Source organism: Leptolyngbya sp. Cla-17, from assembly GCF_016807185.1.
Taxonomy (GTDB): Bacteria; Cyanobacteriota; Cyanobacteriia; order Leptolyngbyales; family Leptolyngbyaceae; genus ULC077BIN1.
This window is the reverse complement of record NZ_JAEVYN010000001.1, coordinates 1,795,402-1,808,565: the sequence shown is the minus strand read 5'-3', so window position 1 is coordinate 1,808,565 and position 13,164 is coordinate 1,795,402. Positions and strand designations below refer to the sequence as shown.

Annotated in this window: 12 protein-coding genes and 1 pseudogene; 7 read left to right on the top strand and 6 right to left on the bottom strand. The window is 47.1% G+C overall.

Annotation, left to right across the window (positions count from 1 at the left end; all coding sequences use genetic code 11):
• Positions 1-35: 35 nt before the first annotated feature.
• Positions 36-455, bottom strand: a complete 420-nt coding sequence (locus tag JOY44_RS08155) for a gamma-glutamylcyclotransferase (RefSeq protein ID WP_171573112.1) — start codon at positions 453-455, stop codon at positions 36-38.
• A gap of 220 nt (positions 456-675) precedes the next feature.
• Between JOY44_RS08155 and msrB the strand changes: the two genes are divergently transcribed.
• Entirely contained in the window at positions 676-1,089 is a 414-nt protein-coding gene (msrB, locus tag JOY44_RS08150; protein ID WP_171573111.1) for a peptide-methionine (R)-S-oxide reductase MsrB, read from the top strand.
• A 67-nt stretch (positions 1,090-1,156) separates the two neighbouring features.
• Here the strand turns inward: msrB and JOY44_RS08145 are convergent, their stop codons facing one another.
• Together JOY44_RS08145 and JOY44_RS08140 are read right to left on the bottom strand one after the other, a co-directional pair.
• Positions 1,157-1,399 carry a hypothetical protein gene (locus tag JOY44_RS08145; RefSeq protein ID WP_171573110.1) on the bottom strand — a complete coding sequence of 81 codons (243 nt, stop codon included), beginning with the start codon at positions 1,397-1,399 and terminating at the stop codon, positions 1,157-1,159.
• A 227-nt stretch (positions 1,400-1,626) separates the two neighbouring features.
• Positions 1,627-2,559 (bottom strand): FTR1 family iron permease, encoded by a 933-nt coding sequence (locus tag JOY44_RS08140; protein WP_197985062.1) that lies wholly within the window; start codon positions 2,557-2,559, stop codon positions 1,627-1,629.
• 102 nt (positions 2,560-2,661) lie between these two features.
• Here JOY44_RS08140 and JOY44_RS08135 point away from each other — a divergent pair, with 102 nt between their 5' ends.
• Positions 2,662-3,252 (top strand): TIGR00730 family Rossman fold protein, encoded by a 591-nt coding sequence (locus JOY44_RS08135; RefSeq protein WP_281063285.1) that lies wholly within the window; start codon positions 2,662-2,664, stop codon positions 3,250-3,252.
• 244 nt (positions 3,253-3,496) lie between these two features.
• Here JOY44_RS08135 and JOY44_RS08130 read toward each other — a convergent pair whose 3' ends face one another.
• A complete protein-coding gene (locus tag JOY44_RS08130; protein ID WP_171573108.1) occupies positions 3,497-3,802 on the bottom strand; it encodes a hypothetical protein in 306 nt (101 codons plus the stop codon).
• Positions 3,803-4,202: 400 nt separating this feature from the next.
• On the opposite strand from JOY44_RS08130, the pseudogene JOY44_RS08125 reads away from it, so the two are divergent.
• Positions 4,203-5,262: pseudogene (locus JOY44_RS08125) on the top strand (IS630 family transposase).
• Positions 5,263-5,537: 275 nt separating this feature from the next.
• Complete coding sequence (locus tag JOY44_RS08120; RefSeq protein WP_171573107.1) at positions 5,538-7,244, top strand: ATP-binding protein; 1,707 nt, start codon at positions 5,538-5,540, stop codon at positions 7,242-7,244.
• On the opposite strand, the gene JOY44_RS08115 is transcribed toward JOY44_RS08120, so the two are convergent.
• Entirely contained in the window at positions 7,245-7,805 is a 561-nt protein-coding gene (locus JOY44_RS08115) for a hypothetical protein (protein ID WP_171573106.1), read from the bottom strand.
• A gap of 334 nt (positions 7,806-8,139) precedes the next feature.
• Between JOY44_RS08115 and JOY44_RS08110 the strand changes: the two genes are divergently transcribed.
• From JOY44_RS08110 to JOY44_RS08100, 3 genes are all read left to right on the top strand, one after another.
• Complete coding sequence (locus JOY44_RS08110; RefSeq protein ID WP_203031953.1) at positions 8,140-8,457, top strand: hypothetical protein; 318 nt, start codon at positions 8,140-8,142, stop codon at positions 8,455-8,457.
• A 402-nt stretch (positions 8,458-8,859) separates the two neighbouring features.
• Positions 8,860-9,393: a hypothetical protein gene (locus tag JOY44_RS08105; protein ID WP_171573104.1), complete on the top strand. Its 534-nt coding sequence runs from the start codon at positions 8,860-8,862 to the stop codon at positions 9,391-9,393.
• 387 nt (positions 9,394-9,780) lie between these two features.
• Entirely contained in the window at positions 9,781-11,157 is a 1,377-nt protein-coding gene (locus tag JOY44_RS08100; protein ID WP_171573103.1) for a glycoside hydrolase 100 family protein, read from the top strand.
• 7 nt (positions 11,158-11,164) lie between these two features.
• On the opposite strand, the gene JOY44_RS08095 is transcribed toward JOY44_RS08100, so the two are convergent.
• Positions 11,165-13,006 (bottom strand): tetratricopeptide repeat protein, encoded by a 1,842-nt coding sequence (locus JOY44_RS08095; protein WP_171573102.1) that lies wholly within the window; start codon positions 13,004-13,006, stop codon positions 11,165-11,167.
• Positions 13,007-13,164: the final 158 nt, after the last annotated feature.

Below are 13,164 nucleotides of genomic sequence, written 5' to 3'. Positions count from 1 at the left end.
TGATGCAGCCATATCTATCCTGGGTTTAACTCGTTTTAGGATTGATTAACAGCCGCTTTGTAGGCTGCCCAGCCGCCATAATCAGAAATATCAAGCCAGTTATATTTTTCAACTAAATCTTGAGGATAAAAGAATGCGATCGCAGCTTCTCCGTCCTCCAACAGCACTTCCGCAGGATACATATGAGGTGGTTCACTGGCACATAGCCGCTCAAAATCAACCAGTGTCATTTCATACACCTCACCTGGAATTGCAACCCCATTTTCTGTCACTCTATAAATTGCGGGATGCCATCCGTCTGCCGCTGAATGCATTCGATAGATTGGTTTAGTTTTGGTTTCACAAATAAACGTGGAAGCTTGCATTCCTGAATGATCAGGCTGTCCTTGCAAAGCAGATCCGCAAATGAAAATCTTTTTTGTTTCTGAATAAGAATCTGGATTGGGATGAGCCATACCGCTTGAAACTCCTGAATATGTTGCCAGACATTGTATGAGCATCCGCGACCTGAACTGCAAAAAAATCTGCAAAATTGAACACAGCCAGTTGCATTCTTTACAATGAATAGGGGAACAAATCAATTTTTGCTTGTCATAAATTTCCGGTCGGGGCGTTTCAAGCAATGCTTTTACCGATTCTGTTCTTGCCCAATCTAATCACTTTTAACCAGCAACAATGGCACAACAAGCAGACTTTGAAGTAACAAAAACTGAAGATGAATGGCGCAGTATGTTGACACCAGAACAGTTTAAGGTGTTGCGTCAACATGGTACCGAAAGAGCAGGCACCAGCCCGCTCGATAAAGTGTATGAACCGGGTACTTTTGCCTGTGCGGGCTGCGGTCTACCTCTATTTACAGATGAGACAAAATTCAACAGTGGCACGGGGTGGCCCAGTTTTTTTGCGCCCCTTGACGATGCGATCGCCACCACAGTTGACCGTGCTTTGTTTATGACTCGCACAGAGGTTCATTGCAGTCGTTGCGGTGGGCACTTGGGGCATGTTTTTAACGATGGTCCTGCACCCACAGGGCTACGCTACTGCATGAATGGAGTGTCTTTACAGTTTGTTCCCAAGCAAGACGCTTAAATTTCATTTCAAACTAAAAAAGCTGAGAGTTGGAATACTCCTCAGCTTTTTTAGTTTGCGTAGCTATTTATAGCTCTGTTGAAGGAGGCATATCAATGCCGAGATTCGCTTTACTGCTGGAAAGAGTGCCCCACAGGTCTCCAATTTTTTGATAAGCATCTTCCGAGGAAATTTTACCATTGGTTTCAAGGCTGCAAATGTAGCTAACCTTTTGGGAGAATTCCTGCAAGTTTGCATTAAACATCAGGTTTTGGGGAGTAAACTGCCCTCGATATCTAGAGCGGGGAAAAAGAAACTCGGTAACTTGCATTGAATACGCCTCCCTAATTACTCCTGTTCGGAGCTAAAAATTGAGTCTATAGAGTTTAATCTCTAAGATATGAACCTACATATTTTAATCTTCCCTTAACCCAGAATTGCTTTTCTTAATGTTTTGGCGTAATTCCTTAACCTTTAGTTAATCTAAGTTTGTTAGCCAACAGTTTATTAAGTCGATTGCCCTTAGTGAAACTCTCTTGAGGAAGATGCTTTGTAAAATTATGCAGAGGGCTGAGGCTTTGTGGAACTGTTGCCCCAGCCTGCAATACTCTGTAGATAAATACTGCCCACACTCGCTAAAAACAAGCAATAGGCGATCGCTTGAACCAAATAAATCTGATCTTCATACCCCAATAGAGTGTGCAGCAAAATTCCAGGAAAACGCTGCTCTGGTAACCATCGGCTGCTATTCCATAGCAGCGGTCCTAATATGCAAGAACTTTGATTGGCTGAAGAATTTAAGCAGATTGAAGCAGCGGGCTGGATGTCGGCCCATCGCAGTAAAGCTGTGTCGATATGGGCTAGGGCAGAGAGAACCAATCCCGCCACAATGAACAATAGAAAAATACCCATCGCCTGGAAAAACAGCCGCAGATTAATTTTCACGCCGAACTGAAACAGCAGTACGCCAATCCCAGCCGCAACAATTATTCCCGCGATCGCGCCCAAAATTGGAATCGTTCCCTGCTGAAATTTAGCCGCGATAAACAGAACCGTTTCAAACCCTTCTCGCAGCACGGCAAAGAAAATTAGCCAAAAAATACCCCATCCTGCTGCCCCATCCTCCAGCGTTGAGCTAACCGTTCCTTCAATCTGTTTTTTGAGTAGGCGAGATTGCTGAGTCATCCAAATCAGCATCCAACTCAGCATGGCGATCGCTACCACACTGAAAACCCCTTCCAGCAGCGGCTTGAGGACGGGAGCGTAGACTTGATTGGTTGAGCCAGCCGCGCTTAATCCCAAAATAAATACGAATCCTACCGCTCCACTGGCAAGCAATCCCGCGCCAATGCCGCTATATACCCAAGCATTTAAGCGAGTTTGCCCAGCTTTTGCCAAATATGCCAGCACGATGCCTACCACAAGCGCCGCTTCAACTCCCTCTCGCAAAGTAATTACAAAAGTCGGTAGGGCAGGCGTTAGATCAATCATCAGTTGCACTCGAACAGAACATACTTTTAGATTGTAGGTTTTGTAGAATGAACGCGCCTGCTTAAACAAATATAGATTTGCGATCGCGCCAAGGAGTTACCGTTGAGCCTAAGTTACATCTGCATATTTTGTGGTTCGAGTATGGGGGGTAACCCTGCTTACAAATTGGCAGCGCAAGCAATGGGAAACGCTTTGATTAGTCGGGGACTTGGCTTAGTCTATGGCGGCGGAAATGTGGGACTGATGGGCGTAGTTGCCGATACGGTGTTGGCAGGGGGTGGAGAAGCGATTGGCGTGATTCCAGAGTTTTTAGCGGCTAAAGAAATCGCCCATACTGGATTGACTCGGCTACATACGGTCGCCTCGATGCACGATCGCAAGGCGCTAATGGCAGAACTCGCCGATGGCTTCGTTGCGATGCCCGGTGGCTATGGCACCCTGGAAGAATTTTGCGAAATCCTGACCTGGGGGCAATTAGGGTTGCACCAAAAACCGCAAGGTTTGCTGAATATAAAAGGCTACTACGACCCGCTACTCAAGCTGTTTGATCAAGCAGTAGCGGAACAATTTTTGAAGGCTGACTTGCGCAAAATGGTGTTGGCATCCTCTGACCCAGAAACGTTGTTGGATCACCTAACAACCTATCAACCCAAAGATGTTGATAAATGGATTGATGTACCTAGACAGTCCTAATCGAAACCTGTTTCTAACCTATCAATTACTGATACTGCTTTCTGTCAGGGCGATCGCATCCAAACTGTCCAACTTTGCACTGAAACTCGCAAAACAGTGTGCCTGAGTTTAGGATTAGCACCGTGATTTCATTGATAGCTAGTTCAGGCTGTGTTACATGAATAATTTGAGAGTAAAAAGCCCCCTAAGACGTTATATTTTAAGGGGCTTTTCAATGAGTTGCTCAAGCTGGTTCAGGTAACGCTTACGCTTCTTCCTCTTCCTCTTCTTCACCAAAAAGTTCGACAATAATCTCGTTAGAACGCTCTAATGAAAGACCAAGCGCTCCACTGAGTTGATTGATGTATTCTTGCTCTTCTTCAGGCACTTCACCATCCGCAGAGACCATGACGAGGGCAACGATAAAGGCTGCTTCTTCAAGTCCTTCCTCTTTTGCAGTGGCGATCGCTTGATTAACGACAGTATTAATCCCCTCGTTATTGATTAGGCTAGCAATCTCTACCCCTAGCGCTTCAAAGTCTTCATCGGCGTAATCTTCATACAGATCCAATGCTGGTCAACATTTCACCGAGCGCGTAGGTTTTCACGTCTTCAGTCGCTTCGCCATCGACAAAGGTCGAAAAAAGCCCGATTGCTGCGATCGCAAGTCGGGACTCAAAGCTATCTGAGTGTTACCACCACTAGGCACTATACGTTTAGACATCGTTTCTCCTAATTTCCGGTGAGTTTTTCTAGTGAACAAAACGATAAATGCTACCAATTGTCTTTGAATCTGCACCACACGCATCTTCAAAGACAATGGATATAACCCGTCTGGGTTCGACCAACCAAATCATTAACTTTAGGGTTCTCTAAGGTGACCTGAATGGCACACAGAACCGTGTGTTGCACGATGAGTAATATGAAATCCGGGTGTAAACTTACTGCATAAAGTTAGCCTAGAAAGTCCTATGCCCAAACGCCTAACCCTTGAGCCTCATCTCAGTTGTGAAGAATTGGAGGAGCGGTATCGTCAAGCGAAAGAGGGGATCGAACGTAGTCAGTACCAAATTCTGTGGCTACTGGCGAAGGACAAGCGGACGGCAGAGGTGCGCGAGGTGACAGGGTATTCGTTGCGCTGGATACGGGTGATAGCCAATCGCTACAATCGAAAGGGAGAAGTAAGTGTGGGGGATGGTCGGCAGCACAATTGTGGAGCCGAACCTTTACTCGATGAAGTTCAACAAGCCCAACTCCTGCAAGCGATTGCAACGCCTACGACTGAAAACGGCTTGTGGAATGGACGCAAGGTTGCCGATTGGATGAGTCGAGTGCTGAGCGTCCAGTGTCGCCTCAGCGAGGGTGGGAATACCTCAAGCAGATGGAGTTTCGCCTGCGAGTGCCGCGCCCTGAGCATCAGCAGCAAGACCCGCAAGAACAGGAAGCCTGGAAAAAAAACTGCCCGTGCGAGTAGAGCAGTTGCGTCAGCAGTATCCTCAGGCAGAGATTCAACTCTGGGCAATGGATGAACATCGAATCGGTCTCAAGCCCGTGCTGCGGCGCATCTGGGTGCCTTGGTGGGAAAACCCAATTGCTAAAGTGCAGTGGCGTTATGAGTGGGTCTGGGTCTACGGTTTTGTTCATCCTGCCTCCGGCGAGACGTACTGGTGGATCATGCCCAAAGTCAACATCGACTTGTTCAATCGAGTCTTAGCAGATTTTGCTCAGCATTTTGGATTGGGTCAGCACAAACATGTTTTATTGAGCGTTGACCAAGCGGGTTGGCACACGAGTGACAAGGTAGTATTACCCGAAGGTTTGCACCTGGAATTTCTCCCCCCCTATTCACCTGAGTTACAGCCCGCAGAACGCCTGTGGTCAATTTTGGATGAACCGATTGTAAATCGTATCTTTGAGAAGATTGAAGACCTTGAACAAGTACTCTGTGACCGCTGCTGTGCACTGCTTAAACAGCACGAATTTATTCGAGGTCTGACTCATTTTCACTGGTGGCAGGAAGCTAATGCTTAACGATAACTACTTAGCCGGATTTCATATAATGTGGTATTTGGTAAATAGTCTGTCGATTGTGGTGCTGGAGGAATTGAGCGATCGCGATCGCATTTTCCGCAGGTTTACTTAAACGAACCCAAAGAAGCCTGATTTCATCAAAATATTGCCAAAGTTGCCTTTCATCGCCACATGGATCAATATTATGGATATTCTTCTAGTACAATTGCTCGATTCCTCATCACTTTCGGCTATAACCAATAGGAAAGACGCTGCGCCCAGAAAGCTCGCTATTTATGGAACTTCCTAGCTCCCCACTGAATTCATTTTCCACTGTTGCCGTTGTGATCGGCACTGTTAAAGGTCCTGGCGAAAACGGCAACCAGTATGTATTCATCACAGCAGATAACCGCTATGTGAAAATCGGCGAGTTTGTTTACTACGAAGTGCAGGAAACCGAAACAGGCGGCGAAATGCGGCAGATTTTGGGCAAGCTGTCGGCACGCAGATTGATTGACCACCTACCCGATCGCATCTTTGCTGATACGGAAGTTAGCCCTGAGGCAGTGGCAGCGCTGATTGGCTTCACCGACACTAATCCTGAAATTTACGAAGTGACTGTAGATGTGATCGGCTATTTTGACGATCGCCTGGGTTTTATGAATCCACGCCGCACACCGAATCCGGGTGCAAAGGTTTATTTAGCCGATGATGCCATGCTGCAACGGATACTCAATAAACGGCAACCGGGCGCGATCGGCTCAGCGTTTATCGGTGGCTTGCTGTTGCGAGAAGTGGGAGCGGTGCCGATCTCGCTGGATGTAAAGGAACTGGTCAGTACTCACATGACCATCCTTGCAGGCACGGGTTCCGGCAAATCTTACACTGCTGGCGTGTTGATTGAAGAGTTGCTATTACCCCACAACCGAGCAGCTGTACTAATTTTTGATCCTCATGGAGAATACAGCACCTTGTCTGAAATGCAAGGACATCCAGCCTTTCAAGGAGATGATGGCTACTCGCCCAAGGTAAAGGTGCTGACTCCAGACGACATTCGGATTCGCACATCGTCGCTGGATTATGCCGATATCCTGACTCTGCTGCCGGAGATGAGCGATCGCCAGCAGTCCATTCTCAACAAAGCCTACGCGATCGTCAAAAAGCATCGCAAGGGCGACTATCGCTGGGATGTCCAGGATTTAATTGCAGCAGTATACGAAGCAGATACACAGGTAGACGATGAAGGCAACGAAAAGCCCGGTTCCTCGGCTCCAGCACTGGAGTGGAAGCTAGAACGACTAGCGCGATCGCCCTACTTTCACCCGTTTCAGCACCTTGCCCCCAAAGATTTGTTTGAGCCAGGTCAGGCAACCGTGTTGCAAATGAACGAAATCAGCCAGGAAGAACAGCAGGTGATTTGTGCGGCGGTACTGCGACAAGCCAATCAAGCCCGGATGAATACTCAAAAAGAACTGATTACCCCCGAAGACGAAAACTATCTTCCCTATCCGGTTTTCATCATTGTGGAGGAAGCGCATCGCTTTGCCCCCGCCCACGAGCCATCTCGCTGCAAAGCTGTGCTGCGAACCATCCTCAGCGAAGGGCGCAAGTTTGGGTTGGGCATGGGTTTGATTACGCAAAGACCAGGCAAAATCGACTCCGATGTGCTGTCGCAATGTATGAGCCAGTTCATCATGCGAATTGTCAATCCAGTGGATCAAGAAAGTCTTAAGTTTGGCGTGGAAGCAGCCGGACGAGATTTGTTGAAAGAGTTGCCATCTCTGACCAAGGGACAGGTGATTATCTCTGGCGCTTGCGTCAACACCCCTGTCTTATGCAAAGTGCGCCAGCGGTTGACTAAACACGGCGGCGAAACCTTAGATGCGCCGAGTGAGTGGCAGCGCCATTTTCAAACTCACCGAATTCAAGATCGTAAGATTCAAGAGGCACCTGTGGCAGGCAGGGAGCGATCGCAAACGATTCGCGGAGTCAGCATTGAATAACTAAATTGCAGCAAGTTTTGCTTCACAGGTTGACAAAAGCCTGCGATCGTTATCACTGACTGTTTGAATGCGATGGTAACCTGCTAGCTTAACCGCTACTAAAGTGGGGTTTGCAGCACTTGCCACTCGTGAATTAGTTTGCAGGGCAATGCCGTAAGGCGACTGAGTTTGCTCGTAACTGTTAGTGACCGTCAGTGCCAGTCGGTTTGCCTGTAAAGTGCCTTGAACGCAATCAAAGGAAGACGCAGGCTCATAAATGGCTCCCGTCACCGAGCGATCGCGCACCTGCAAAACAAGATAAGTCCTGCCAATCTGTTCGGCTTTGGCAGCTTGACCATACAAGTAGGTTCCATTCGGCAACGAAGGAGATTGAGCGACCTGAACGGATTTAGCAGGTTGAACCTTCACCTCAGAATCTTTCATCTCAGAACTTTGGGCTGGCAGTGTTGCAGCCGTTATTCCCAAGGCGATCGTGAACAAGGTGCTAACGAGGATTGTTTCGGCACGGAATGCAACAGATGTTTGGGTCGATGCAGTGGGGCAATTACAGGCTGACATCATGGCAAGAAATTTGTTAGGGGCGTTGGATGTCTGTAGTATCGAGTGTTTTAATCGATAGCCTGGTGATGCAAAGGGTCACTGAACGGTGATTTTGCTCTAGCCATGACGTAATTTAGCTCACCGGAGAGTGTGACCTACATCACGAGGTTGCAGAACGGCTCAGATTTGTTAAGAGAAGATGTATTTCGTAGCTCTCGATACAGAAAATAATTATATAATTAGTGTGAAGAGAAGGAAAAGACTTCTCTGTTGCCCATTTTTCTGTAGAACTTCCATGACTAATACTCTTTACGTCCACGATGATTCCCTTCTTTCCAAGCATCGGGATAACATCATGACCTCGCTTGCTGAACGTCTGCAAAGAGCTGAAAGCGCAAATGATTTTCGCCTTGTTCAACTGTTGGAGCAAGAAAAAAAGCAAATAGAACAAGAAGTTCATCAGCTTGAGCCGCGATCGCTTTGGCTAAATACCCTTCAAAACTGGTTAAACAGAATGCTGTTTAACAAAAATGAACTGCAAGTCTCCCAGTTTGTAGATGGTGCGAACGATCAGTGGTGGTATGCCTTCGATCCACAAAGCGGTAGCTGTGTTTATGCTGATTCTGAAGCCGAACTGCGTCTGTGGATCAAAAATAACTATCAGGGTCGGTAGAGTATCGGTTATCTCTTTCGATTGCTTTGGTGGATGATCCCGGAGGGCAGTAATACAAAAGCTTGGAGTTGCACAACCATCGAGCAGGTGATGGCTGGGACTATGCTGAGATTATGATCCTTAAGGCCAGAAAGCTCGGAAATTGGTCAATTTCACATCTCTACGTACCAGTATCCTTGCAGCGAATTAGATAACGACGAGCAAGTATCGATTGCCAGAAGCGATCGCGAATACATTGTGGAACTAAGCTATTTCACCGACGATCATTACAGACTATCTGTGGTGATCGTTCAATTTTGTCAAATTACATCCTTGCATAGAGGCAATTAACCCGTTTCTAGCCAAGGATAAAAAGTATGATTGGTCAAAATTGCAAGCTTCCTTTAGAGAAGGTATTCCACCATGAGTCAACAATATTTTTCAGAAGATGAGTGGGCAACTCTGCTGCAAACCCCCAATATGGTCATCATGGCAATGACACTTGCCGATAAAACTGACCCAGTTTCCTTTCTTCAAGAAACACAGGCAGCCATTCAAATTGTTGCAAATGAGCAGAATCGCCCTGATTTAACGAGTGATTTAGCAAAATCGCTGACCGCATCAATGAAAGAAATTGATGCAAAAGATTCCTTACAAGGAGAGCAGCTTTTGCTAAAAAAACAGTTTGAATTGCTGGGCATACTTCAAAATCTAAAGAACGCCTCTGAAGGACGGAAGACCACCTTGGATCACTTCAAACAGGTGGGTTTAATTTTGGGCAACAAAGTGACTGCGGTGCAGGCACGAGAGTTCAAAGATTGGATTCTCTCCATGGCGCGCCAAATTGCTGAAGCTGTGAAAGAAGGCGGTTTATTTGGTATTGGTGGTGAACGAATCAGTCGAGACGAATCGGAGATGCTGAAAGCTATCGAAAAAGCTCTGGATGTGAAAATATAAGTACTTTTTTGCTGTGTTGAGCACAAATATTCGTGTCATAGAAAGTTTCTAGAAAATTAGGTCTACGGCACGATTATTTTTATGGCTTGAATTTATGACCTGCTTCCGCAACTAAGTTTACCTGCTGCCTCAATTCGAGGGAAGTTGAAGTAAACACTCCTAGTCTAAGCATCAAGAGTCATTGTCTCAGTAATGAGAGCACCAAAACGAGTGTAGAAATATTCCTGTTTTTTCTGCTACAAAGCGATAGATAGGAACAGAGGACTATTGGTATAGCTTCGGACTGATTTGATCTGTTGATCTGACAGAGGTGTTGGTGCGCGATCGCCTGACCATGATGCTTAATTTAGATGAAACTGTAGTTGTCACAAACATGAGGGTTAGGGATTGGGCGTTCAAACGATTGAAGAACAGGCGTGGGAAGCGCTTGAAAAAACGATTATTTACTATCAAGGTAAACCTGTTGGTACTGTTGCCGCCCTCGATCCCGATTCGGATGCATTGAACTACGATCAGTGCTTCATTCGAGATTTTGTTTCGGCAGGATTGCTGTTTTTGATCAAAGGCAAACCAGAAATTGTTCGCAACTTTTTAGAAGAAACTCTCAAGCTACAGCCAAAAACTGGACAGTTAGATTGTTCCAAGCCCAGTCGAGGTTTGATGCCTGCCAGCTTTAAGGTTGAGTTAATCAACGGACGCGAATATGTGCGGGCAGACTTTGGCGATCACGCTATTGGGCGGGTTGCCCCAGCCGATGCTTGCCTATGGTGGATCTTCTTGCTGCGAGCCTACGCGATCGCCACCGAAGATATGGAACTCGTTCATCGATCGGATTTTCAAGAAGGCATTTGCGTCATCTTGGAGCTTTGCCTCGTCACTCGATTTGACATGTACCCAATGGTGTTGGTGCCCGATGCTGCCAGTATGATCGATCGCCGCATGGGTCTATATGGGCATCCCTTAGATATTCAATCTCTGTTCTATGCATCGCTTCGAGCCAGTTTAGAACTACTGCTACCGACTCAATCCAACCAGCGGATTATTCAGGCGGTGCAAGCGCGACTAGAACCCCTAACAACCCAACTCCGTGAAAACTATTGGCTCGATACGGAGCGCTTGAATGAAATTTATCGCTATCGTGTCGAAGAGTATGGCGAAGGAGCGCTGAATCAGTTCAATATTTTTTCCGATTCAATTCCTTTTTATAAACTGGCAGAATGGCTGCCCGAAGCGGGTGGTTATCTGGCAGGTAATTTGGGACCGTCTCAGTTAGACTGCCGTTTTTTTGCGATCGGTAACTTGATGGCGATTATTTCCTCTTTGGCAGATGAAGAACAGTCTCACAAAATTTTAAACGTAATTGAGCTGCGCTGGAGCGATTTGGTCAGCCATATGCCGATGAAACTCTGCTATCCAGCCCTGGAAGGTGCAGACTGGCACATTGTCACGGGAGCTGATCCTAAAAATCGCCCTTGGTCTTATCACAACGGCGGCAGTTGGCCTGTGTTGCTGTGGATGCTGACGGCAGCAGCGCGCAAAATGGATCGGGCAGAGTTGGCGCATCATGCGATCGCAGTCGCTGAACGCCGCTTGGTACAGGATCGGTGGCCTGAATATTACGATGCACCCGATGCTCGGTTGATTGGCAAAGAATCGCGTAGGTATCAAACCTGGACGCTGACTGGATATTTGTTGGCAAAAGAGTTGATTGCTGACCCTAGCCACCTGAATCTGATCACGTTTAGCTATGGGGGAGTTCTTTGAAAGGCTTTTACGAGGAGCGATAGTTAATCAACAAGGTCGGCAGATAGTCAAACCCATCTACACCAATGATTTGCAAAAACTGTGGACGGTATTTTGTCAGGACTGCCTGAAAGGCTTCAGCCCCCATTTGCCCGTTAAGGATACTAAGGATTCCGGCAGGTTGTCGCCATTGGTGAGAGCCAATCTGATTCAGCAAATACATACCTAGACAGCCGGTGTAAATTGCCAATTCAGAGTTTCCTAAACCGCGATGGGCTTCTGCCATGTAGGTGCAGTTTAAGCCTTGTAAGGATAAGTCGCCGATCGCTTGGGCAATCCGAAGTCCTTTTTCTAGGGACGCGATCGCCTCTGGATATTGTTCCAGCATCACTTGAGCAATGCCTAAACTATTGGTGCAAAGCGCCTGACTGGGCACATCACCTTCTTGTTCAGATAGTCGTAATCCCCGCTGCAAATACCCCAAAACCTGTTCGTATTGATCGGCATCGAGAGTAATTTCTGCCTGACCTTGTGCCACTGTCGTACTGCCCAAGTTAGTCAAGGCATTCGCTTCACCCAGGCGATCGCCCGTTTGCCGCGCCAAAATGAGCGCTCGTTGACTGGTATCAATTGCCTTAGCATACGCGTTTTGCATCACCCAAGCGCGGCTGAGATGGTTCAAGTTAGCAATTTCACAAGAGCGATCGCCCGCTTCTCGCGCAATTTCCAACGCCTGCTGGTGCAGCTTTAAGGCTTGCTCAACTTGCCCTAACGCCCGTTGCGAGTAGCCCAACAGGGTTAGAATTCTGGCTTTACTGGCAGTATTGGGCACCTGACGCAACGGCTGATCCAAATAATCCAGAGTCGTTTGCAGCGGTTCGCCCGACAGCGCCGCAAACAGACCTCCATACAGCGGATAGTAGGGCTGCTGAGCGAAGTAATACAGCGATTGCAGCGCCATTTGAAAACAGCCCTGCGCCAATATCGGCTGATTCAGTTGGCTAAACCGCTGAGATAACTGACTCCAAACAGCAGTGAAAGTAAGAAAAGTGGCGATCGACAGGCGTTTTCCGGCAGTGGCATCATAGGGTTGTTTATCAAACCAGCCCACCAAGCCTAATTGCAACCGCTGCAAGGCGATCGCCCATTCCACCCAATCTGTAACGCTGGTAGGTGAAGGAACTCCCTCTGCTGTGACCGCTTGCTGCTGTGCCAAATCATTAAATAGGGCCTTTAACCCAGGCGATCGCACTGACTTTGCCCAACTGCTCCAAGGACCAAGCTGTTCAGATCCGCCAAACCCTAATGAACCCTGATTTTGTTCAAAAATCCAACCCACCACATTCACTTCCAACTCTTGCCAGGTTTTTAGCCCTTGATGCAGTCCTGCGGCAAAATCTGCAATTTCTTTGGTAAATTCCTTTGCGGCATCGGGTTTATTTGCGGCTTGTTGCAGCAGTTCGGCAAGTTGTCCAATTTGTTCACGGGTTAACACTTGAGCCTGATTTGGATCGATCGCATCCAAAAGCTGGCTCAACCGTTCTTCTGGAGGCTGGGTTGCGATCGCCTGCACCACTTTGGTTAAGGATGAACTGCTTTGATTATTTTTTTGCCAGCGTTCCCATTCGCCTTGAATCGTCTTTAACGCCCGCTGTTTGCGAGTTGCTTTAGCCTGTAGCAACTCGTCAGTAGACTTTAAATGTGCCTGAACCTCTTCTACTCGTTCCTGCAAACATCGCTCAAATAGCTCACCCGTGCCAGGGCTGACCTCTGCCTGCAACATCTCATACACCTGATCTTTAGAGCGAATCTCTCCTTTCAGCGTGGCGGCAATAATGCGGTCAATCAAATCTAAGTAGCGATCGTTCATAGAGGGGGGAGGGGGGCTGAGTTGAATTTTGTGGCTGTAGTCAGGCTGAACTACTATTTCAGCGTAACAAAAAGAGGATTACAGGCTTTCTTTAGAATTAAGCTATCAAAACAATGTTGCAGGCCATTTATATTTCTTAAACTATTGAAATATGGTTA

Excerpts from the sequence above, each read along its gene's own strand:
- JOY44_RS08120 (WP_171573107.1), top strand. The coding sequence starts at position 5,538 with ATGGAACTTCCTAGCTCCCCACTGAATTCATTTTCCACTGTTGCCGTT.
- JOY44_RS08140 (WP_197985062.1), bottom strand. The coding sequence starts at position 2,559 with ATGATTGATCTAACGCCTGCCCTACCGACTTTTGTAATTACTTTGCGA.
- JOY44_RS08105 (WP_171573104.1), top strand. The coding sequence starts at position 8,860 with ATGAGTCAACAATATTTTTCAGAAGATGAGTGGGCAACTCTGCTGCAA.
- JOY44_RS08145 (WP_171573110.1), bottom strand. The coding sequence starts at position 1,399 with ATGCAAGTTACCGAGTTTCTTTTTCCCCGCTCTAGATATCGAGGGCAG.
- JOY44_RS08110 (WP_203031953.1), top strand. The coding sequence starts at position 8,140 with ATGACCTCGCTTGCTGAACGTCTGCAAAGAGCTGAAAGCGCAAATGAT.
- msrB (WP_171573111.1), top strand. The coding sequence starts at position 676 with ATGGCACAACAAGCAGACTTTGAAGTAACAAAAACTGAAGATGAATGG.
- JOY44_RS08115 (WP_171573106.1), bottom strand. The coding sequence starts at position 7,805 with ATGATGTCAGCCTGTAATTGCCCCACTGCATCGACCCAAACATCTGTT.
- JOY44_RS08155 (WP_171573112.1), bottom strand. The coding sequence starts at position 455 with ATGGCTCATCCCAATCCAGATTCTTATTCAGAAACAAAAAAGATTTTC.
- JOY44_RS08095 (WP_171573102.1), bottom strand. The coding sequence starts at position 13,006 with ATGAACGATCGCTACTTAGATTTGATTGACCGCATTATTGCCGCCACG.